The organism is Pantoea sp. EA-12 (genome assembly GCF_030053355.1).
GTDB lineage: Bacteria > Pseudomonadota > Gammaproteobacteria > Enterobacterales > Enterobacteriaceae > Pantoea > Pantoea vagans_C.
The window spans coordinates 62029-82274 of sequence record NZ_JASGBY010000007.1; the positions used below are offsets into that span (position 1 = coordinate 62029).

Below are 20246 nucleotides of genomic sequence, written 5' to 3' on the forward strand. Positions count from 1 at the left end.
TGCAGGTCCGCAGCGTGAGGAAGCCTGACAATAAACCATCTCGCACTGCTAAGCACGTTTAAGGACACGTCCAGGTAATCATGGTGTTCTGATAAGGGTTAATTAGCCTGAACTGCTTATCCGACAGTCGTTGGGCGGTGAACCCCTCGGAGGTGATGGCAGACGGCACATACTGGAATCGGTCGCTGGAGTGCAGGGTACCGCTTTTAACGGCCACACCATCCCGCGTCACCGTGAAGGCGCTGACCAAATCGAAAATACGCGCTTCCGTATGGCCCATCGACTGCCCATAAATGGTCGACACTTCGCCGGGGCAGTCGACACCTTTCGGCGTTGAACTACAGCCAGCCAGTAAAAATAAGAGGGTAAGTAACGCCGTGATTCGCAACATGATCCTGTCCTGGTTCGTTCCCTGGTTTGCAGTGGCCCATAAATGCACACTGATACGCTGATCATAGCAGGTCTGACGCTGCTTCCCATTTGTCATTTGTTTAATCGTTAAGCGGTAAGAATGTAAAGGGGTGACTTTGGTAGCAGATAAACGTTATTCTTGCCAGCGTTGCGCATCAGGTAAGCAAAACAAGGGCAAATCTATGAGAGAAGAAGAAGCCAGTTTAATGATTCTTCAACACGCGATCGACAAACTAGAAGCCGACAAGAAAAAGCAGGTAATGAACTGCGTAGCGGCCCTGCAAGAGGTGATGCAACGCTTCGACTCAGAAGCAGCGGGTCTGGCATTAATGCTGGTCGCTGCGCAGGTTGCGGCAGAGTAATCCCCAAGACAGACCTTTCTTCCCACCCGTTTGAGGTGGAAAATCCATGCAATATAGCTGCTGCTCAGTCGACATCGGCTGACGCGCAGCGATTGTGCAAATTCGCATTAGTCTTTCTCCTGGTTCACTTTCCTGTGGGTTGTGCTAAACCTGAGAGTGAATCCAAAAGGAGGATGAGATGAAAAAGACACTGTTATTGATTGGTACTTTTAGCCTCGGCCTAATGCTGGCGGGTTGTGCATCTGACCATGTAATCCATACCACTGACGGGCAAACCATCGTGGCGCAAGGCAAACCGGTGGTAGATGAAGATACCGGCATGATTACTTACAAAGATATCGATGGTAAGCAACAGCAAATAAACCGTAATCAAATCAAGGATATGAATTCGGTGAACTAACGTTTCTGCCTGATTCAATCCTGACTGGCCCGCATCTGGCGGGCCATTAAACGTCACCCTGCGCCATTCTGTGTTACGCTCCTCTCCACAAAATCCCAACAAAATCATCATCTAACCGCAGTGGAGAATCCCATGAAGGCGATAGCGATTGCCGTTGGCTTAGCGGCGTGCCATATCATGCCAGCCTGGAGCGATACCGAATTTCAAATCACCTGTCCTGGACGCGCAACCATGACCGTCTCCCGTGCGGAATACGGCTTAAGCACCCTGATGTGGCCGACGCGTCACTTCCAGATAGCCGCTGGACAACAGCGCACCAGTATAAAAGGGGGGGACAAGGTGGCCATTACGCGTTTTCGTAACGGCGACCAGTTGCTTGTGAACAAGGACAATGGCGATACGTTCTTTGTCTACGCCAATAGCGATAAGCTGCTGCCGTGTAATCGCACGGAAAAACGCGATACGGAGATCCTTTCACTGGAACGCTACGACGACAGCCAACGGCCTAACTCTTAACGGCCGCCTCAGCGTTATATCAAATCAGTTGCTGCTGGCGCAGATCCAGCGGCGACTGCTCCGCCTCATCAATCGCCGCCAGCCAGCCGGGTAAGTCCACCTTTGCCCAGGAGAGATGGCCGCGCGTGGTACTCATTAGCACCACATCAGGTCGCAGCGCGCGGTAAAGCTCCAGTGACTGTTGCAGCTCCATGGGATTACTTTCCGGTACCAGCACGCTGATCCAACGGTTGTAATCGCAGGTCAGGGTATCACCGACAAACAGGTAGGTTTGTCCGAGTGGCGAGTGATAGAGAAAACTGCTGCTGCCAGGTGTATGGCCCGGCGTGGGCAGCAGATGAAAATCACCAAAGTGGGCTTCCTGTTGCGTAAAGGTCTCATCAGGTTCGATGATCAGGCTGACGGCACCCAGCGAACGGCTATGGCAATAGAGCGCGCTGTTAAAGCGCTGCTGAATCGCCACCGCGCCGGGGGCGGCTTCATGCGAGTGCGTGAGGTAATGGCGAATCACGCCACCGGCATCATTGAGAAATTCATGATCCAGCGGGTGTTCAACCCGACCAATCAGCAAGTTACCGCGCGGGTGGCGCAGCATGAAGCCATGCATCATCACATCGCTTGCGGTTTCTTCTGCGGGAAATTCCGGCGTGGAGATCCACAAATCTTCGTACAGTGGCTTCAATGTCGGTCTCCTGCGGCAAGACGTTAGCGCAATGTCGGGTGGCCGGTGAAGGCGAGTCGGGCTTCGCCATTTTCAAGTTGTAAGGTGGCACTGGCACCCAGTGGCAGCGTGACGGTATCGGCATCGTGACCAAATGCCAAATCGCTGATCACCGGGATTTGATACTGGTCGCGGATGCGCTGCCACACGGTGGCGAAGTCGAAGCCGTTGTCATAGGCCGACAGCGAAGTGCTGGTGAAACTGCCGGTGATAATCGCCTGTTGACGCGCCAAAATACCGCTTTGTTGCAGCTGAATCAGCATGCGTTCGATACGGAAAGGGTGTTCGTTGACATCTTCAATCACCAAAATCCCGCCTTCAATCTGTGGCATCCATGGCGTACCGATCAGCGAACAGATCATCGCCAGATTGCCACCCCAGAGAGTGCCTTGCCAGCGGCCCGCATCAGGACTGAGGCTGCGCCAGCCTATATTGACTGTAGGTGATGTTAGCGTTTGCCAAAAGTGCGACAGGGTAAATTCAGATAATGTCTCCGCGCCGAAATTCCCCGCCAGCATCGGTCCACTAAAGGTGATCAATCCGGTTTGCGCCAGTAAGGCGAGCTGGATGACAGTGAAATCACTGTGGCCGCAGAGTGCGATCGGTTGGTTGAGTAAATGGCGTTGCAGGCCAATGTAGTCAATCTGGTCAAGCAAACGAGACGCACCATAGCCGCCGCGCACGGCAAGAACGATATCGGGTAGCGTCTCTAACGCGGCCAACTGATTAATATCATCAAGACGCTGTTCATCCTCGCCGGCAAACCGCTGGAAACGGCGTGTAATTGCGGAGAGGTTTTCCAGTTGGTGGCCTTCGGCCGTTAAACGACTCACGGCGCGTTGCGCAGCATCCTGATTATGGCAATAGCCGGAAGGGGCGATCAGACGAATGGAGCGAGGGGCGAGCATAGCGTTCATCCTGATATAAAGTGGCCTGCCGATGATGGCGAAATCCGTTACTGATGTCACGACAGCACAAGGTTTTTTACTTAATTAGGATAAACGGTAATTTTGCATTGCGCTGCGCCAGGTATGATAGCTTGCGCCAATCTTATTGCGGAACCAAAAATTAGTGAAAATTCGCCTACTTATGCTATCAGCGCTGTTGCTGGCTGGCTGTGCCAGCGAGCCGGAAAAAACGGTTGTCCCCGAGAAAAATACGCCGTTAACCCAGGCGCCGCCGTCGAAAGTGAATGATGCATGGTCGATGTTTACCGAAGATGCCGCCAGTCATTATGGCGTTGATGAGAAGTTAATCAGCGCCATTATTAGTGTCGAATCGGGTGGGAATCCCACAGTGACCAGCCGTTCCAATGCCGTTGGCTTGATGCAGATTAAGGCGTCGACTGCGGGCCGTGCGGTCTACCGCACCCAAGGGCGTCATGGTCAGCCAACCTCTTCTGAGCTGCGCGATCCGGCGAAGAATATTGATATTGGTGCGGCTTACCTGAAGCTATTGCAGGACTCCGAGTTGGCAGGGATTCGTAATCCCCTGACGCTGCGTTATGCAACGATTGTCTCTTATGCCAATGGGGCTGGGGCACTGCTGCGTACCTTCTCACGTAACCGTGACCGGGCGATCGCCATGATCAACGCCATGACGCCAGATGAGTTTTACCAGCACGTGCAGGATAAACATCCGGCAGCGCAGGCCCCGCGCTACTTGTGGAAAGTCACCACCGCATACCGCACCATTGGTTAACAGGTCCTGGTGTGCATCAATGCGCACCCTACGAAAGCACACCACACACTGTATGGTCGCCATTCATGGCGACCAGCCAATGGCCGAACGATAGCATTAACGCCATTTATGGCGACCAGCCCATCACCGCACGATAGCAATAGCGACCCGCCTGGCCGTATCAATCCACCAACAATCGCGCCGTGGGGTAATCCACAATCAAAACTTTGACGTAGTCGCCACGCAGGGCGCCGCGAATGGCTTGCGCTTTCTCTTTGCCGCCCGCCAGCGCCACCACCTGGGGACACTGTTTCACCTGCGCCAGCTCCATGCCGATCACCGGATCTTCCTCTGCACTTAATACCGGTTTTCCATCCGCATCAAAGTAATGCAGACAGATATCGCCCACGGCACCGCGTTCCGCCAGCGTGCGTAACATCTCTTGATCGTAATAGTTGCCAGAATTACGCAGCAGCGCGGAAGGTTCCAGATCGCCAATGCCGACAATCGCTAAGTCCACCTGATCAAACTTCTCCAGCACTACCGCCACGTCGGGGTTCACCGATAAACGCTGACGATCCTGTACCGAATGCTCAATTGACTGCGAAGGCAGCAACCATGCTGGGCAATCCAGCAGCGCAGCCAGATTTTGCGTCAGGATGGTGGCCTGTACGTTGCCGTTCGCGCCCACGCCGCCCAATAACTGAATCACGCCTTTACAGGGCGCACTCAGTGGATGCAGGGCATCAACCATCGCGCGAATCGTGCCGCTCCATGACGAAATACCAATCAACTCATCCGCGCGCACACGGGTTTCCAGATAGTGCGCGGCGGCCGAGCCAATGGATTGCTTGATTTGCAACGCCGAAGCCTGATCCGGCACATCCACCACGATCACCTGCGGCAGCTGATACTGCTGCTCAATGGCTTTCTCCAGTTCGGGAAACACATTCGCGGGCGGCACCACGCTGATCTTCACCACGCCCTCTTTCACGCTGCGGTTCAGGATGCGTGAGACAAAGGATTGCGATAGCTTCAGCAAGTGCGCAATGTCGGACTGCTTCATGCCTTCCACATAATAAAGCGTGGCTATTTTCACCATCAGCCGCTGTTCGTCCTGTTTTGCCATGGTTTTTTCTCTCTCTTAAGCTGCCTGGTATTGTTAATCAGCCCGTCATAAATAACAACGCAGAACATTTTGTGATCGTTTTCGCTTTTTCAGGATCGGGTGATGGACGTGCTCGATAAGCCAGCGCATAGTCATTATGCATATAAAATCGCAATTGAATATATATTCAAGCGGAGAAAAATCAATGAAAGCATCTGTCCTGAAAGTTACCCTACTGGCATCACTGATGTTGGCATCGGCGGCAACGCTGGCTGCAGATAAAGGCTTGATCGCCATCATCACCCCCTCACACGACAACCCCTTCTTTAAAGCCGAAGCGGATGGCGCGCAGGAAAAAGCCAAAGCGCTCGGTTACGCCACGCTGGTGGCTTCACACGATGATGACGTGAATAAGCAGAACCAGCTGATCGAAACCGCGATTGCGCGTAAAGCCAAAGCGATCATTCTGGATAATGCCGGCGCTGACGCCACCGTGGGTCCGGTACAGAAAGCCAAAGACGCGGGCATCCCGACCTTCCTGATTGACCGTGAGATCAACAAAACCGGCGTCGCCGTGGCGCAGATCGTCTCCAACAACTATCAGGGTGCGCAGCTCGGCGCAGAGAAGTTCGCCAAGCTGTTAAACGGCAAAGGCACCTACGTTGAGTTACTGGGTAAAGAGTCTGATACCAATGCGGGCGTGCGTTCACAGGGCTATCACGACGTGCTGGATGATTATCCAGACATGAAAATGGTGGCACAGCAGAGTGCCAACTGGAGCCAGACCGAAGCCTTTAGCCGCATGGAAACCATCCTGCAGAAAAACCCCGATATCGTCGGCGTGATTTCTGGCAACGACACCATGGCGCTCGGCGCTGAAGCCGCGCTGAAAGCGGCCGGTAAAACCAACGTCATCGTGGTGGGCTTCGACGGCAGCGATTACACCCGCGATTCCATCATCAACAAAGGCAACATCAAAGCCACGGTGCTGCAGCCAGGTTGGGCCCAGGCGCAAATGGCGGTTGAGCAGGTGGATTACTACCTGAAAAACGGCAAAGCGCAGAAGGAAGAGAAACAGCTGATGGACTGCGTGCTGATTGACGACAGCAACGCCTCAAAGCTGAAAAACTTCAACCTGGCGAAATAAGAGGGAGGTCGGCATGAAGGGAAAAACAGCTGGCGGGCTGGTAGTTGCGCTCATGACGCTGATGTTAACCGCCTGCACCGTGGTGGATCTCGATGCAAACGGCAATCCCATCATGCCGAAAGATCCCAACGCCAAACCGGGCTACAGCGATCAAACCCCGCAGCAGATTGCTGAATCCAGCTGGGCAAGCCGGGTACAGCAGCCAGCAGAAAAACAGGCATTGAGCTGGGCGGACATGGAAACCAAAAGCCATACCGTGAAAGCCGGCACCAGTGAAAGCGTGTTTGTGCGTGCGGCTGGCACCGTGACCGCCTTTGATAACAGTAACGATCGTGAACGCAGTTTAACCATGACCATCAACGGCAAACCGGTTCAGGTGCTGATTGGCCCGGTGCTGCGCAGCAATGCGATTCGTGATGCGGCCGGATTCCGCTTCGAAGAGTTTACCAATCAGGTGCAGTACGCGCAGCTGACCAAAGCGCTGAACCGCCATGCCGTGCAGCAGTTACCTGCGGTAGATGCCAGCTGGGTGGGCAAACCCGTGCAGGCGCTGTTGGCGGTCAGCATGAAACCGAACCAGGTGGATGACGTGGTAGCGATTCAGTTGCAGCAGGGGAATCCATGATGAGCGATGAAATCATCTTGCAGGCGAACCAGATGTCGATGCTGTTCCCTGGCACGCTGGCGCTGGACCGGGTGGATTACCGCGTATGGCGCGGCAAAGTGAACGTCATTATTGGTGAAAACGGCGCGGGAAAATCGACGCTGATGAAAATCCTCGCGGGGGTACAGCAACCCACCAGCGGAGAGATGTTCCTCAATGGGCAGAAGGTCACGTTTAGCAGCACGCGTGACGCGGCCCGCCACGGCATCGGTATGGTGCATCAGGAACTTAACCTGTTTGAAAACCTCAGCGTGGCAGAGAACATTTTTCTGGGGCGTGAGATCCAGCGCGGCATTAGCCCGATCAATGAGGCGGAACAGAAACGCCGTACCGCCGCCTTACTGCAACGTCTCGACCAGCCGATTTCGCCGGATGAGACGGTGGGTAACCTGAAAGTCGGCCAGCAGCAGTTGGTAGAGATCGCCAAAGCGCTGGCGGAAAACGCTGACATTCTCATCCTCGACGAACCGACCTCTGCGTTGAGCAAAACCGAAGTCGAAATCCTGTTCCGGGTGATCCGTGAACTGACACGTCAGGGTGTCTCCATCATCTATATCTCACATCGGCTGGAAGAGCTGATGGCGATTGGCGATGTGATCACCATCCTGCGCGATGGCCGTTTTCAGGCGGAAGCCAAGGTCAGCGATATTGATGTGCCGTGGATCGTGCGCGAGATGCTCGGCAGCGAACCGGTCAGTAACTTCCTGCCGCCGAACCGCCAGTTTGGTGCCGCGGTACTGGAAGCAGAGCACATCACCTGCGTCAGCCCCAATGGCAACACGCTGGTGGACGATGTCAGCTTCAACGTGCGCGCTGGGGAGATCGTCGGCATTTATGGCTTGATGGGTGCCGGGCGTACCGAATTATTTGAGTGCCTGCTCGGCAGCCAGCGCAACTACCTCGGCAAACTGTGGCTGGACAGCAAACCCCTGCCGACGCGCCTGCCTACCGCCGAACGCATCCGCATGGGCATGAGTCTGGTGCCAGAAGATCGTAAGCGGGCGGGCATTTTTCCAGTGTCGTCAGTGGCCAGCAATCTCACCATCGCCAGTCTGTGGCGGCGTTTGTCTCACCGCACGGTGATCTCTGAACAGGCAGAGCGTGAGGCCGTCACCAGCACTGTCGGCAATCTGGCGATTAAAATTTCCTCGCCTGATGTCGCCATCAGCGCCTTGAGCGGCGGCAACCAGCAGAAGGTGGTGATTGGTCGCTCTTTGCTGACCAATCCGCGTTTGCTGCTGTTGGATGAACCCAGTCGCGGCATTGACGTGGGTGCCAAAGCCGAGGTGTTTCGCATGATGGTGCGGTTGTCAGAGCAGGGCATTGCGGTGGTGTTTTCCACTTCCGATCTGAAAGAAATCATGGCTGTCGCCGATCGCATCCTGGTGATGTCTGGCGGTAAATTAACCGCCGATCTCCCACGTGCAGAAGCGGAAGAGGCAGCGCTGGTGAAAGCAAGCGCACAAGGATTCTGAACATGAAAAATCAAGGCGCAATGGCGCTCGTGACACCAGGTAAGGCGTTTAACTCACGCGAAGGCTTGATTCTGCTGCTGCTCAAACTGCGCACCTTTATCGCGCTGTTTCTGATTGTCGGCTTCTTTGCCATCACGGTGCCGGATTTCCTCGCGGTGGGCAGCATGGTGATCATGGTAAAACACATCGCCATCAATGCCTTTCTGGCGCTGGGCATCACCTTTGTCATCATCACTGCCGGAATTGATCTTTCGATCGGGGCCACGCTGGGGCTGTGCGGCATGATTGCCGGTTGGCTGATCACCAAAGGGATTGTCCTGCCGATGTTTGGCATCGCCATTTTCCCCAGCGTCTGGGTGATTGTGCCGCTGGTATTAGTGATAGGTGGGCTGATTGGTGCGGTCAACGGCTGGATTATCACCAAATACAACGTGGCACCGTTTATCTGCACCTTGGGCACCATGTACATCCTGCGTGGTGCGGCAATGCTGACCTCTGGCGGCGAGACTTTCCCCGGTTTGCAGGGCAATCCGTTACTTGGCAATACCGGCTTTGACAAAATTGGCGCGGGCTATTTTCTCGGCTTGCCGTGGGCCATCTGGATGATGGTGGTGCTGGCGCTGGTGATTGCTTATGTCGCACGGCGTTTGCCTTTTGGTCGCCAGGTGTATGCGATTGGTGACAACGAGCGGGCGGCTGAACTTTCAGGCGTCAAAGTGAAGTCGGTGAAAATCTGGGTCTACACCCTCTCCGGTTTCTGCGCCGCCATCGCCGGTATCGTAGTCTCTTCACAACTGGTGGCCAGCCATCCGGCGAACGGCACCTCGTTTGAAATGAACGCCATCGCTGCGGTGGTGCTGGGAGGCACTTCACTCGCAGGCGGTCGCGGCACCATCCTGGGGACGCTGGTAGGGGCATTCGTCATCGGGTTCCTTGCTGACGGGTTAATCATGATGGGCGTCAGTGAATTCTGGCAGATGGTGATCAAGGGCATCGTGATCATTGTGGCGGTGATCATCGACCAAATGCAGAGCCGGATGCAGCAGAAAGCCGCCGTGGTGGCGCAAAAGGCGCTGATCGAGGAGGCTGATACCAAAGGTTAATCGGTTGGGAGCGGGCCACACTTGCTTGCTCCCTCTTTTTTTATCCAGATTGAATATATATTCAATAACGCTTGAAAATTCAGAGGTGTCTATGAATCCTTTCAAATATTCGGTAGCCGATCTGGCCGTGAAAGCGCGCGCCGTACGCCGCCGTATTATCCAGCTTAATGCGGGTAGCCCGGCGGGCGGTCATACCGGGGCGGATCTCTCTCAGGTCGAGATCCTCACCGCACTGTATTTCCGCATTCTCAACTGCGCGCCGGATCGTACTAACGATCCGCAGCGCGACATCTATATCCAGTCGAAAGGCCATGCGGTGGGCGGCTATTACTGCGTGCTGGCTGAGGCGGGCTATTTCCCAACCGAGTGGCTGCCGACGTATCAGCACTCTGACTCACATCTGCCTGGCCATCCGGTACGGCAGAAAACGCCAGGCGTGGAGTTAAACACCGGTGCGCTCGGGCATGGCTTACCGGTTGCGGTGGGCATTGCGCTGGCGGCGAAGAAGGATAACAGCAATCGCCGTATTTTTGTGGTGACGGGCGACGGGGAGTTGGCGGAGGGCAGTAACTGGGAAGCCGCACTGGTGGCGGCGCATTACGGCCTCGATAACCTGGTGATCATCAACGACAAGAACAAGCTGCAACTGGCGGGCCATACGCGCGACATCATGAATACCGATCCGTTACCAGATAAATGGCGTGCCTTTGGGTTAGAGGTCACCGAATGCAACGGTAACGATATGGCGTCGGTGGTGGAAACCATAGAGAGCCTGCCACGCAATGGCAAGCCGCAGGTGATTGTGGCGCATACCGAGAAGGGCTTTGGCATCTCCTTTATTCAGGGCAAGCCGGAGTGGCATCACCGTGTACCTAAAGGGGAAGAGATCGCGTTGGCACTGGAGGAATTGAAAGATGAGTAATGCAAAACATCTGGCAACGGTGATGGTGGAAGCCTTTATCGATGCGGTGAATCGGGGTGTCGATTTAGTCCCGGTGGTGGCAGATTCCACCTCAACCGCCAAAATTGCGCCTTTTATCAAGGCATTTCCCGATCGACTGATTAACGTCGGCATCGCTGAACAGACTCTGGTCGGCACGGCGGCAGGCCTGGCGATAGGGGGCAAAGTGGCGGTGACCTGCAACGCCGCACCTTTCCTGATTTCCCGTGCGAATGAACAGGTCAAAGTCGATGTTTGCTACAACAATACCAACGTCAAACTGTTTGGCCTGAATGCCGGTGCCAGCTATGGTCCGCTGGCCAGTACCCACCACAGTATTGATGATATCGCAGTGATGCGCGGCTTCGGCAATATCGAAATATATGCACCGTCCTGTCCGCTAGAGTGCCGGCAAATCATTGAGTACGCCCTGGCACACGTTGGGCCGGTCTATATCCGTCTGGATGGTAAAGATCTGCCGCAACTGCACGATGAAGACTACCAGTTCCGTCCGGGCCAGATTGATGTCCTGCGTGAAGGCAAAGAGATTGCGCTGGTGGCGATGGGTTCGACGGTGCACGAGGTGGTTGAGGCAGCAGAGCAGCTTAAAGAGCAGGGCATCAACGCAGGTGTGATCGCCATTCCATCGATTCGCCCTTGTGATACCCAACGGCTGCGAGAGCTGCTAAATCATTACTCCGCGGTGATAACCGTAGAAGAGCATAACGTTAACGGTGGTGTCGGTAGCCTGGTGGCCGAAGTGCTGGCGGAAGGTGGCTGCGGTATTCCGTTGCAGCGTTTGGGCATCCCGGATGGGCAATATGCGATAGCGGGCGATCGCGCCTCGACGCGGGCGCATCACGGAATTGATGCCGCCAGCGTAGTGAAAAGCGCAGTGGGCATGGTGGCAGGAGCATAAACATGGCGGGACCGTTAATACTGGCAATTGATGAAGGTACCACCAACGCCAAAGCGATTGCGGTGAATGGTGCAGGTCAGGTAGTGGCACGTGGCAGCCAGCCGTTAACGCTGGCGCACCCGCAGCCGGGTCTGGCGGAGCAAGATCCGCGAGCCATCTGGCATGCCGTAAAACAGGCGATTGAAAGTTGTCTGGCTCAGTGTGCCGGGGCGGAGGTGGCGGCTGTAGCCATCAGCAACCAGCGCGAATCGGTGCTGATTTGGCAGCGCGCGGATGGGCAGCCGCTGACACCGCTGGTGAGTTGGCAAGATCGCCGCTCAGAAGCGTTTTGCCGCGATCTGCGCGTCGCGGGCAAAGCACCGCGCATTACCGGTCTAACCGGGTTAGCGGTCGACCCGATGTTCCCGGCAGGAAAACTTACCGGCATGTTGGCGACATTGCCCGATGGTCTGGCGCGTGCACAAGCCGGTGAACTGTGTATCGGCACGGTAGACAGCTGGTTGAGCTGGCAATTAAGCGGTGGTGAATCCTTTGTCACCGACCATGCCAACGCCGCGCGCACCCAACTTTATAACCTGCACAGCGGCGATTGGGATGATGAACTGCTCGCGCTGTTCCATATCCCACGGGCGGCACTGCCGCAGATTGTGCCTTCCGCGAGTGCGCAGGGTGTGGTGACGGTGAATGATATTCCGGGTCTGAAACCCGGCACGCCGATTTTGTCGCGAATTGGCGATTCTCACGCTGCTTTGCAGGCACAGCGCAGTGCCGGTGAAGAAGTGGTGAAGGCCACCTACGGCACGGGTTCGTCGTTAATGATGTCGATGGCCACGCCACTGCTGACGGAAAACGGCCTTAGCACTACGGTGGCATGGCACGATGGTACCTTACGCTATGCGTTTGAGGGCAATATCACCCACACCGGTTCAGGGGCGGCGTGGCTGGGGCGTATGCTGGGCATCAACGATCCGCGTGAGCTGACGGCAATGGCACAGCGCAGCGAGCACAATCAGGGGATCTATTTTGTGCCAGCGCTGTCTGGCTTGGGCGCACCCTGGTGGGATTTAAAGGCGCGTGGCATGGTGTGTGGGCTGACCGATGCCGCCACGCCCGAAGTGCTGGCGCGGGTGGCGCTGGAATCCATCACGTTCCAGATTGCGGATGTGTTCTTCGCCATGGAGCAGGCCAGCGGTGTGCAGCTCCCGGCGCTGTGTGTCGACGGCACCGCCACCGAGAACGGTTGGCTGATGCAGTTGCAGGCCGATGTGTTACAGCGTCCGCTGAAACGTGTTCCCACAGCCGAAGTCTCAGCGCTGGGGGCAGCCTTACTGGCCGGGCGTTTGTTAGGCTGGTGGCAGCAGGGCAGTGAAATGCAGGCATTGCAAGGAGGTTCGGTGATTGAACCGCGAACAGATCGCGCGGCTATGATGCAGGAAACTTATCGCGGTTGGCTGGATGCGGTGGCGCGATGCCGTTATCAGCCTCATTGAAACACCGAGGCCCCCCAAGTCCGCATCAATGTGCACCCTACGAAAACCTCGTTCGATGGTCGTAGGGTTGCCATTTATGGCGACCGACAGGCGCTTAACTGACGAGCATGACGCCACTTAAGCGACTTTGCCACATCACTGAAAACGATTCGCCTTATCCCGTGCCAGACGCTCCAGCGCAAAGATAACCTGTTGTAACTGACGCTCCTGCACCGGTTCAATGGTGGTAAAGCGGAAGCTCAAACGCGGTGTGGTGCGGGTTTCATTTTTGCTGGTGATGGTGCTGCGTTCACCGATGTGCAGCAGCTGCGCGGTGACCTCGAAATGGCCATATTCGCCCAGTTCCACGCGTAGTTTTTTAAAGGTGTCGCCGCGATTCAAGCCCTCTGGCAGCGCTTCATCCAGCAGCACGCCTGCGCCACCCAGCGACAGATCCTGCAAGCGGAAGCGCACTTTGCTGCCATCCGGCCATTCACTGTGGCAATAAAACACCGGTTCCATTGGGGCATTCACGCGGAAGAACTCACGGCGTTGAATTTGCCAAACCAGTTCCGGTAGTGGCGCGGAGAAAGCAGGTAAGCCTTCGAACTCGACACGTTGTAATCCCGTCAGGCCAAATTCCACCTTGGCACCCTGGGTTTCGGCGGCAATATTCAATTCGCCACCCTGTAGGGCTAAATCATTATCCAGCGCATTGCTGCCAAGATCGAAGATCACCTGGTCTTCGTCGGCAGCCAGTAAGCGGCTAATAAACTGTCCGCGCGCAAAGCTCACCATCAGCGGGGTCTGGTAACGTAGCAAGTCCTTCATTACGTTCAATACTGCCAGCGTGCCTCGTTTGAGGTATTGTTCTTTATCGGCTTCTTTCACGTCCTGCTCCACTTATCCGATTGTTATTATCACGGGTGCCAATGCTACCGAGTTGTTATCGGCCTTGCCTAAAAAAGCTTTAGCGTGCTAACGATTATTTTACCGTTGCGCTCACCCGGCACAATGAAAATTCCAGGCTATACTAAGCGCAGTGAACACCTTGATTCATAACGTAAGGAGCAGTAAATGGGTATTCTTTCATGGATTATTTTTGGTTTGATTGCCGGGATTATCGCTAAGTGGATCATGCCGGGTAAAGATGGCGGCGGATTTATCATCACTGTGGTATTGGGTATTGTCGGTGCGGTTGTCGGCGGCTGGATCAGTACTCTGTTTGGTTTCGGTAAAGTTGACGGTTTCAACTTTGGCAGCTTCGTGGTGGCCGTGATTGGTGCCATTGTGGTGTTGTGGATTTACCGCAAAGTGCGTGCCTGATAATACGCGTTGATTTAAAGAAAACCGCACCTCATGGGGTGCGGTTTTTTTATGCGCGGGGGCCCTTAAGGCCTCCCGACTTATCAGAAATCATAACCCACGGTCGCCATTACCGTACGCTCTGCACCGCGGTAACAGTAACCTGTGCCATAACAGGCGGTAAGATACTTTTTATCGGTCAGGTTATTGGCATTCACCTGCAACCACGCCCCTTTCAACTGCGAATCCCATGCACCCAGATCGGCACGCACTGAGGCATCAAACAGCGTTACTGACGGCAAACGGGTGGTGTTTTCATTATCCGCCCACTGCTTACCGATGTAACGCACACCGGCACCGGCACTCAAGCCGTAATCGAACTGATAATGTCCCCAGAAGGACGCCATGCTATTGGGGGTGACATACGGAGTATGGCCTTCGTTGCCATCCACCGAGTCTTTGAAGCGCAGATGATTGAGGGTGTAACCCGCGATAGTGCTCAGGCGTGGTGTGAGCTGATTGCGCGCTTCCAACTCGATACCCTGCGAGTGCACTTTGCCAGAAGGCGTGTAAGTACTGTCGATGACGTTGCGGTTGGCGACATCATTCTGCGTTAGGTCATACAGCGCAATCGAATACATATCGCGCGTGCCAACCGGCTGGTATTTCACACCGGCCTCATACTGTTCCGAGGTGGTGGGTTTCAACTGATTGCCATACGGGTCAGTGAGTGAGGCGGGAGTGATCGCCTGACTCCAGCTGATATAAGGCGAGATGCCACTGTCGAAGGCGTAGAGCAGCGCAGCACGACCGCTGATATGGTCATCCTGGCGGCGACTGGTGCCATTATTCGACACGATGCGATCATAGCGGCCAGAGAGATCCAAATGCCAGCGATCCAGCTGCAACTCATCCTGCAGATAAAGCCCGGTTTGATAGTAGCGGCGGGTCGATTCTGTCCAACTGTAATCCGGCATGGTGCCAACAGCTTCGCCCGTCCATGGATTCAGTGAGCTGGCGTAGCCGCTGGCGTTGCTCAGGTCGTTCTTATAACGATGGTACTCCGCACCTAAAATCACCCGGTGCTGCACTGCCCCGGTGGAAAAATCGGCCTGCAGGCGGTTGTCGTTGGCCCAGGCGCTGAGTGATGAGCGTTCGCCAGAATAGTAACGCGTCAGCAAATCGGGGTTGGTGGCATCCCAACCAATCTGATACACCTGATCGAGATCGACATTCGAGTGGCTATAGCTGGCGGTGGAGTAGAACGACCACACTTCATTAAAGCGGTGTGAGAAGTCATAGCTGTAGATCTGCTCATTACGCTTGAACTGATCTAGCGCGCTATCGCCTTCATAGAAACTGTCACTCAGCTTACGGCCATTGTGGCTATAAAGCGTCCCTTCAGCAGGCACGGAACCGTGATAACCACCGGAAGGATCTTTTTGCAGATAGGCGCGCAGCACCAGGTTGGTGTCTTCACTTGGCTGCCACATCAGCTGCGGTGAAATAGCGTATTTCTCTTCGCGGGTATGGTCATATTGGGTATCACTGTTGCGCGTGATGCCGGTCAGACGAAACGCCCACTGATCATTGATGGCGTTGGTGTAATCAAACGCGGCGCTGTTGGTGGCATTGGTGCCAGTCGACAGGCGGAAGTGACCCTCCTCGGCAAACTGCGGGCGCTTGCTGACCAGATTTACCAATCCACCCGGTACGGTCTGGCCGTACAGCGCGGAGGAGGGGCCTTTAATCACGTCAACGCGGTCCAGGAACCAATTATCGACCTGCAGGATATTAAAGCTGCCGCCATCGCTCATGATGCGCAGGCCATCAAGGAAGGTGTTATCCACATCGCCGCCGTGGAAGCCGCGTAAAGCGATAGTGTCGTAACGCGTTGCCGCACCACCGAAGTTGGTAAACACGCCAGGGGTGTAATTGAGCGCCTGGTTAAGATCCTGCGCACCCTGGTCTTCCATTTGCTGGCGCGTTACTACTGAAATCGATTGTGGCGTGGTGATTAAGGGCTGATCGGTTTTGCTGCTGCCGCTACTGCGCGTGGCGAGATAGCCTTGTGTCGGTGAGTTGGCGCTCTCTTGCGGTTGTGCCGTTACCACTATCGACTCTTCGGCGAAGGTGGCTCCAGGCAGGGCTAAAGCCAGCGCGCACAGCACGCGGCCACGATTGAGGGTAAAAAGCGACATCAGAAATCCTTTAACTTAAAGCAGGCAAAATGGCAGCACATGTAAAAGCACCACCGCAATTGTGAGAATAAGAGTAGAAATTATAGTGATAATTATTATCTTTTAGTGGGCTGTGTTTCAAGATGTGAATTTGAGATAGGTGGGGTGTGAGAGATTCTCACAAGGTGTGCGGTAACCTGGGCGGCCCTTGGGCCGCCCGTATTTAAGACGATTATTTCCCCGCGCTTAACGCTGGCATATTCGGGATATCCCCGGCGTTATTACAGGTCTTATCTTTCGGGCAATACTTATCCAGCAGTTTTAGCGTCACGCCATTGGTCCAGCCGAAGCCATCCTGCAACGGATATTCACCGCCGCCACCGCCGCCCAGCTGTGCGCCTTCCACCACGTACTTCTCAACCAGCTTATGCTCTTTGTCATAAGTCGCCTGCACGTTTTGCAGGAAACGCTGACCAATCTCTTGCGCCAGTTTGGGCTGGTGGTAATGCTCCAGGCCTTCAACGGCAACCCATTGCAGCGGTGCCCAGCCATTGGGTGCGTCCCATTGCTGACCGTTATTCACCGTGGTGGTGACTAACCCACCTGGTTTTAACAGCTGTTTTTCTACCGCTTTCGCCGTGCGATCGGCCTGTTTCTCACTCGCCACCTGCATATAAAGCGGGAACAGTGTTGCCGCAGTCAGCTGCGGATGGATCTGTTTTTTCTGCCAGTCGTAATCGGCATACCATCCCTGTTTTGCATCCCACAGATAGCGATTGATCGCCGCCTGGCGCTTCTCTGCATCAGCAGCAAACTGTTTGGCCTGGTCATCCTGTTTCGCCAGTTTGGACGCCTTAGACAGCACCTGCTCCAGATGGAACATCAGGCTGTTGAGATCCACCGGCGCCAGTTGTGTGGTGCGGATGGAGGCCAGATTATGCGCATCCGTAAACCAACGTGAGCTGAAATCCCAGCCCGATGCCGCGCCAGCACGCAGATCGCGATACACCTGCTGTTTATTGCGGTCCGGTGCTTTGTTAGCGGTGTTCACATCGTCCAGCCAGGATTCGGTGCGCGGAGCATCGCGATCATCCCAATAGCGATTGAGCAAGGTGCCATCGCTGAGCTTAATGACGCGCTTGCTGGCTTGTCCTGCCGCAACCTTATCGCTGTCGGCCATCCAGTAGTCATACTCTTTCTGCAACTGCGGCAGATACTGGCGATAGACGTCATCACCTTTGTGAGTGGCTAACAGATCGACCATCAGGCTAAAGAACGGTGGCTGTGATCGGCTGAGATAGTAGCTGCGGTTGCCGTTTGGGATATGGCCGTATTTGTCGAGCTCGGTGGCGAAGTTGTCCACCATATCTTGCACGCGATCCCAATGGCCGCTCTCCGCCAGACCCAGCATGGTGAAGTAGCTGTCCCAGTAATAGACTTCGCGGAAGCGACCACCCGGTACAACGTAAGGCTTAGGCAGCGGCAGCAGGGAATCATACTGGCTGGCGTTAGGCGTGGAGCGGGTCAGCACCGGCCATAAACCGTTGATATGCTCACGCAGGCTCTGCCCAGCGGGCGGCACATACTTGTCCTGCTCTTTAGGCAAGGTGAAATTGGCGTCAACAAAGTGCTTCAGGTCGAAGTTGCGTTGGCTTTTTTGCATCTGCCAGTCGGCCAGAATCGAAGAGGGGTTGTACTTCGGGACCGCGTCGGCAAAGGTTTTCTGGTCCGGATAAAATTTCGCCTGCTGCACGGCGTTAAACAGTGGCCCCAAACGGATATCCGGTGGCTGGGGCTGGTTGCTCAGCATGCGGCTGTTATCTTCAGCCTGCGCAACGGCAGAACCGGCGAGCAGGGCAGCGCTCAGTAAAAAGGTGAGGCGCGCGGGCGTGAATATGACATTTTTTATCATCGGTTTTTCTCCTTGTCCGAAAAGGTGGTGTGCTAACGCATTGACCACTCAGACAACTTTAGTCGCTAATCCGTCGCTTATCCCCCCAAGGGGGCGGAAATGTGAAGCGTTCGGAATTAATCACGGGAGAAATTGCATTAACTCTAAGGTTTTTGCTTGCTCTGAATCGGTATTTGCCTGAGGCTGAAGGAAAAAAAGGAGAGCTGTATGGAGATCATCTGGTATCACCCCTCATCCAATCCGCAGAGCTGGATTGACGGACTGCATCAACGCATACCGGGCGTCAATGTGCGCCACTGGCAACCGGGTGATAATGCACCGGCCGACTATGCCATCGTGCGTTCACCGCCCATAGAGATGCTCGCCGGACGCCCATTGAAAGGGGTGTTTGCCATGGGGGCAGGCGTGGATGAGATTCTCAAACAGCTGCACGCCCATCCGGAAATGCTGTCCGATGAGGTGCCGCTGATACGTTTAGAAGACACCGGAATGGCGCGTCAGATGCAAGAATATGCCAACTGGTGCGTGTTGGGCTGGTTCCGTCGTTTTGCCGACTATCGCCAACAGCAACAACGGACGCACTGGCAGCAGTTGAAGGGCTTTGAACGCGAGAACTTTACCATCGGTATTCTGGGTGCCGGTGTGCTGGGGCGCAGCGTACTGGAGAGTCTGCGTCAGTGGGGCTTCCCGCTTCGCTGCTGGAGCCGTTCAGCGAAAACCATTGAGGGCGTGCAAACCTTCCACGGTCGCGAGCAGCTGAATGCCTTTCTCGATGGCACGCAAGTGCTGATTGATTTGCTGCCCACCACGCCGGAGACCACCAACCTGATTGATGAGCACGTGCTGAGCGTACTGCCGCACGGCGCCTTTTTCCTCAATATGGCGCGCGGTGCGCACGTGGTGGAAGCCGATTTACTGGCGGCACTGAATAGCGGCCAATTGGCAGGTGCCGCGCTGGATGTGTTCCAGACGGAACCTTTGCCCAAGGATCACCCGCTCTGGTCACATCCGCATGTCACAATCACGCCACATACTGCAGCCATAACATTGCCGGGCGAGGCGATGGATTTCATTGCGGGTGCCATACTTGCTCTGGAGCAAGGTCAGCAGCCGGGCGGTTTAGTCGATCGTCAACGCGGTTATTAATTCACATTTTGTCAGGAGAAGAGGATGTATCCCGTCGATTTGCACATGCACACCGTTGCCAGCACCCACGCCTACAGCACGCTGCACGATTACGTGGTACAGGCTAAGCAGAATGGCCTGAAGCTGTTTGCTATTACCGATCACGGCCCGGATATGGCGGATGCGCCGCATTACTGGCACTTCGTCAACATGCGCATCTGGCCACGCGTGATTGATGGCGTGGGCGTGCTGCGCGGCATTGAAGCCAACATCAAAAACCAGCAGGGCGAGATCGACTGCAGTGGCCCGATGCTGGATGCGCTGGATCTGATTGTGGCGGGGTTCCACGAGCCAGTGTACGCGCCACGTGATAAAGCGCATCACACCGAAGCGATGATTGCGGCGATGGCCGGTGGACTGGTGCACATCATCTCGCATCCTGGTAATCCGAAATTCCCGGTCGATATCCGCGCGATTGCTGAAGCGGCGGCGAAGTATGATGTCGCGCTCGAGATCAACAACTCCTCCTTTACCCATTCACGACCTGGCAGTGAACCTAACTGCCGCGCCATCGCCGAAGCGGTGCGCGATGCAGGCGGGCGTCTGGCCTTTGGTTCTGATTCCCACACCGCATTTACGCTGGGCCACTTTGAACACTGCATCCGTATTACGCGTGAAGTGGATTTTCCTGAGGATCGCGTGTTAAATGTCACGCCACGCCGCTTGCTCGATTTCCTCGAACAGCGTACCGGGAAGCATATTGCTGAATTTGCAGACTTTTAACTTTTTGCCTCAAGGAATTCTGTTGC

General features: G+C 55.2%; 21 protein-coding genes. 14 read left to right on the forward strand and 7 right to left on the reverse strand.

Annotation, left to right across the window (positions count from 1 at the left end):
• Positions 1 to 58: 58 nt before the first annotated feature.
• Positions 59 to 391, reverse strand: coding sequence for a hypothetical protein (locus QMZ30_RS12420; RefSeq protein WP_058973030.1), 333 nt, complete (start codon positions 389 to 391; stop codon positions 59 to 61).
• A 202-nt stretch (positions 392 to 593) separates the two neighbouring features.
• Here QMZ30_RS12420 and QMZ30_RS12425 point away from each other — a divergent pair, with 202 nt between their 5' ends.
• From QMZ30_RS12425 to QMZ30_RS12435, 3 genes are all read left to right on the forward strand, one after another.
• On the forward strand, positions 594 to 773 hold the full coding sequence (locus QMZ30_RS12425) for a hypothetical protein (RefSeq protein WP_039330614.1): 180 nt from the start codon (positions 594 to 596) through the stop codon (positions 771 to 773).
• 178 nt (positions 774 to 951) lie between these two features.
• The gene (locus QMZ30_RS12430) at positions 952 to 1173 is read left to right on the forward strand and encodes a YgdI/YgdR family lipoprotein (RefSeq protein ID WP_039330613.1); all 222 of its coding nucleotides are present in this window, start codon (positions 952 to 954) and stop codon (positions 1171 to 1173) included.
• Positions 1174 to 1305: 132 nt separating this feature from the next.
• Positions 1306 to 1689: a hypothetical protein gene (locus QMZ30_RS12435; protein WP_039330612.1), complete on the forward strand. Its 384-nt coding sequence runs from the start codon at positions 1306 to 1308 to the stop codon at positions 1687 to 1689.
• A gap of 19 nt (positions 1690 to 1708) precedes the next feature.
• Here QMZ30_RS12435 and QMZ30_RS12440 read toward each other — a convergent pair whose 3' ends face one another.
• Together QMZ30_RS12440 and ldcA are read right to left on the reverse strand one after the other, a co-directional pair.
• Positions 1709 to 2371 (reverse strand): MBL fold metallo-hydrolase, encoded by a 663-nt coding sequence (locus tag QMZ30_RS12440; RefSeq protein WP_039330611.1) that lies wholly within the window; start codon positions 2369 to 2371, stop codon positions 1709 to 1711.
• Between the two features lie 23 nt (positions 2372 to 2394).
• Positions 2395 to 3318 carry a muramoyltetrapeptide carboxypeptidase gene (gene ldcA / locus QMZ30_RS12445; protein ID WP_283227616.1) on the reverse strand — a complete coding sequence of 308 codons (924 nt, stop codon included), beginning with the start codon at positions 3316 to 3318 and terminating at the stop codon, positions 2395 to 2397.
• A gap of 163 nt (positions 3319 to 3481) precedes the next feature.
• Here ldcA and emtA point away from each other — a divergent pair, with 163 nt between their 5' ends.
• Positions 3482 to 4111 (forward strand): membrane-bound lytic murein transglycosylase EmtA, encoded by a 630-nt coding sequence (gene emtA / locus QMZ30_RS12450; RefSeq protein ID WP_072214989.1) that lies wholly within the window; start codon positions 3482 to 3484, stop codon positions 4109 to 4111.
• Positions 4112 to 4271: 160 nt separating this feature from the next.
• Here the strand turns inward: emtA and QMZ30_RS12455 are convergent, their stop codons facing one another.
• Positions 4272 to 5219, reverse strand: coding sequence for a sugar-binding transcriptional regulator (locus QMZ30_RS12455; protein WP_283227617.1), 948 nt, complete (start codon positions 5217 to 5219; stop codon positions 4272 to 4274).
• 184 nt (positions 5220 to 5403) lie between these two features.
• Between QMZ30_RS12455 and QMZ30_RS12460 the strand changes: the two genes are divergently transcribed.
• The 7 genes from QMZ30_RS12460 (at position 5404) to QMZ30_RS12490 (ending at position 12936) form a co-directional block, all read left to right on the forward strand.
• Positions 5404 to 6345, forward strand: coding sequence for a D-ribose ABC transporter substrate-binding protein (locus tag QMZ30_RS12460; protein ID WP_058973915.1), 942 nt, complete (start codon positions 5404 to 5406; stop codon positions 6343 to 6345).
• Positions 6346 to 6358: 13 nt separating this feature from the next.
• Positions 6359 to 6970, forward strand: a complete 612-nt coding sequence (locus tag QMZ30_RS12465) for a DUF2291 family protein (protein WP_283227618.1) — start codon at positions 6359 to 6361, stop codon at positions 6968 to 6970.
• Positions 6970 to 8484, forward strand: a complete 1515-nt coding sequence (locus QMZ30_RS12470; RefSeq protein WP_283227775.1) for a sugar ABC transporter ATP-binding protein — start codon at positions 6970 to 6972, stop codon at positions 8482 to 8484. Before QMZ30_RS12465 ends, QMZ30_RS12470 begins: the two co-directional genes overlap by 1 nt.
• 2 nt (positions 8485 to 8486) lie before the next feature.
• Positions 8487 to 9587: an ABC transporter permease gene (locus tag QMZ30_RS12475; RefSeq protein ID WP_283227619.1), complete on the forward strand. Its 1101-nt coding sequence runs from the start codon at positions 8487 to 8489 to the stop codon at positions 9585 to 9587.
• Between the two features lie 91 nt (positions 9588 to 9678).
• Entirely contained in the window at positions 9679 to 10509 is an 831-nt protein-coding gene (locus QMZ30_RS12480; RefSeq protein WP_283227620.1) for a transketolase, read from the forward strand.
• Positions 10502 to 11446 carry a transketolase family protein gene (locus tag QMZ30_RS12485; protein WP_283227621.1) on the forward strand — a complete coding sequence of 315 codons (945 nt, stop codon included), beginning with the start codon at positions 10502 to 10504 and terminating at the stop codon, positions 11444 to 11446. Before QMZ30_RS12480 ends, QMZ30_RS12485 begins: the two co-directional genes overlap by 8 nt.
• Positions 11447 to 11448: 2 nt before the next feature.
• A complete protein-coding gene (locus QMZ30_RS12490; RefSeq protein ID WP_283227622.1) occupies positions 11449 to 12936 on the forward strand; it encodes an FGGY family carbohydrate kinase in 1488 nt (495 codons plus the stop codon).
• A gap of 135 nt (positions 12937 to 13071) precedes the next feature.
• Here QMZ30_RS12490 and QMZ30_RS12495 read toward each other — a convergent pair whose 3' ends face one another.
• The gene (locus tag QMZ30_RS12495) at positions 13072 to 13806 is read right to left on the reverse strand and encodes a flagellar brake protein (protein WP_283227623.1); all 735 of its coding nucleotides are present in this window, start codon (positions 13804 to 13806) and stop codon (positions 13072 to 13074) included.
• Positions 13807 to 13992: 186 nt separating this feature from the next.
• On the opposite strand from QMZ30_RS12495, the gene QMZ30_RS12500 reads away from it, so the two are divergent.
• Positions 13993 to 14241 carry a GlsB/YeaQ/YmgE family stress response membrane protein gene (locus QMZ30_RS12500; protein ID WP_039330600.1) on the forward strand — a complete coding sequence of 83 codons (249 nt, stop codon included), beginning with the start codon at positions 13993 to 13995 and terminating at the stop codon, positions 14239 to 14241.
• Between the two features lie 83 nt (positions 14242 to 14324).
• On the opposite strand, the gene QMZ30_RS12505 is transcribed toward QMZ30_RS12500, so the two are convergent.
• Together QMZ30_RS12505 and treA are read right to left on the reverse strand one after the other, a co-directional pair.
• Complete coding sequence (locus QMZ30_RS12505; protein WP_502921477.1) at positions 14325 to 16421, reverse strand: TonB-dependent siderophore receptor; 2097 nt, start codon at positions 16419 to 16421, stop codon at positions 14325 to 14327.
• Between the two features lie 211 nt (positions 16422 to 16632).
• The gene (gene treA, locus QMZ30_RS12510) at positions 16633 to 18312 is read right to left on the reverse strand and encodes an alpha,alpha-trehalase TreA (RefSeq protein ID WP_283227624.1); all 1680 of its coding nucleotides are present in this window, start codon (positions 18310 to 18312) and stop codon (positions 16633 to 16635) included.
• 207 nt (positions 18313 to 18519) lie between these two features.
• Between treA and ghrA the strand changes: the two genes are divergently transcribed.
• Positions 18520 to 19458 (forward strand): glyoxylate/hydroxypyruvate reductase GhrA, encoded by a 939-nt coding sequence (gene ghrA, locus QMZ30_RS12515; RefSeq protein ID WP_283227625.1) that lies wholly within the window; start codon positions 18520 to 18522, stop codon positions 19456 to 19458.
• A gap of 24 nt (positions 19459 to 19482) precedes the next feature.
• A complete protein-coding gene (locus tag QMZ30_RS12520) occupies positions 19483 to 20220 on the forward strand; it encodes a phosphatase (protein WP_283227626.1) in 738 nt (245 codons plus the stop codon).
• The last annotated feature ends 26 nt before the right edge of the window (positions 20221 to 20246 follow it).

What these genes read in the sequence shown, in the direction of transcription:
- QMZ30_RS12420 (WP_058973030.1), bottom strand. Translation starts at nt 391, where the DNA reads ATGTTGCGAATCACGGCGTTACTTACCCTCTTATTTTTACTGGCTGGC.
- QMZ30_RS12425 (WP_039330614.1), top strand. Translation starts at nt 594, where the DNA reads ATGAGAGAAGAAGAAGCCAGTTTAATGATTCTTCAACACGCGATCGAC.
- QMZ30_RS12430 (WP_039330613.1), top strand. Translation starts at nt 952, where the DNA reads ATGAAAAAGACACTGTTATTGATTGGTACTTTTAGCCTCGGCCTAATG.
- QMZ30_RS12435 (WP_039330612.1), top strand. Translation starts at nt 1,306, where the DNA reads ATGAAGGCGATAGCGATTGCCGTTGGCTTAGCGGCGTGCCATATCATG.
- ldcA (WP_283227616.1), bottom strand. Translation starts at nt 3,318, where the DNA reads ATGCTCGCCCCTCGCTCCATTCGTCTGATCGCCCCTTCCGGCTATTGC.
- QMZ30_RS12455 (WP_283227617.1), bottom strand. Translation starts at nt 5,219, where the DNA reads ATGGCAAAACAGGACGAACAGCGGCTGATGGTGAAAATAGCCACGCTT.
- QMZ30_RS12460 (WP_058973915.1), top strand. Translation starts at nt 5,404, where the DNA reads ATGAAAGCATCTGTCCTGAAAGTTACCCTACTGGCATCACTGATGTTG.
- QMZ30_RS12465 (WP_283227618.1), top strand. Translation starts at nt 6,359, where the DNA reads ATGAAGGGAAAAACAGCTGGCGGGCTGGTAGTTGCGCTCATGACGCTG.
- QMZ30_RS12470 (WP_283227775.1), top strand. Translation starts at nt 6,970, where the DNA reads ATGAGCGATGAAATCATCTTGCAGGCGAACCAGATGTCGATGCTGTTC.
- QMZ30_RS12475 (WP_283227619.1), top strand. Translation starts at nt 8,487, where the DNA reads ATGAAAAATCAAGGCGCAATGGCGCTCGTGACACCAGGTAAGGCGTTT.
- QMZ30_RS12480 (WP_283227620.1), top strand. Translation starts at nt 9,679, where the DNA reads ATGAATCCTTTCAAATATTCGGTAGCCGATCTGGCCGTGAAAGCGCGC.
- QMZ30_RS12485 (WP_283227621.1), top strand. Translation starts at nt 10,502, where the DNA reads ATGAGTAATGCAAAACATCTGGCAACGGTGATGGTGGAAGCCTTTATC.
- QMZ30_RS12490 (WP_283227622.1), top strand. Translation starts at nt 11,449, where the DNA reads ATGGCGGGACCGTTAATACTGGCAATTGATGAAGGTACCACCAACGCC.
- QMZ30_RS12500 (WP_039330600.1), top strand. Translation starts at nt 13,993, where the DNA reads ATGGGTATTCTTTCATGGATTATTTTTGGTTTGATTGCCGGGATTATC.
- QMZ30_RS12505 (WP_502921477.1), bottom strand. Translation starts at nt 16,421, where the DNA reads ATGTCGCTTTTTACCCTCAATCGTGGCCGCGTGCTGTGCGCGCTGGCT.
- treA (WP_283227624.1), bottom strand. Translation starts at nt 18,312, where the DNA reads ATGATAAAAAATGTCATATTCACGCCCGCGCGCCTCACCTTTTTACTG.
- ghrA (WP_283227625.1), top strand. Translation starts at nt 18,520, where the DNA reads ATGGAGATCATCTGGTATCACCCCTCATCCAATCCGCAGAGCTGGATT.
- QMZ30_RS12520 (WP_283227626.1), top strand. Translation starts at nt 19,483, where the DNA reads ATGTATCCCGTCGATTTGCACATGCACACCGTTGCCAGCACCCACGCC.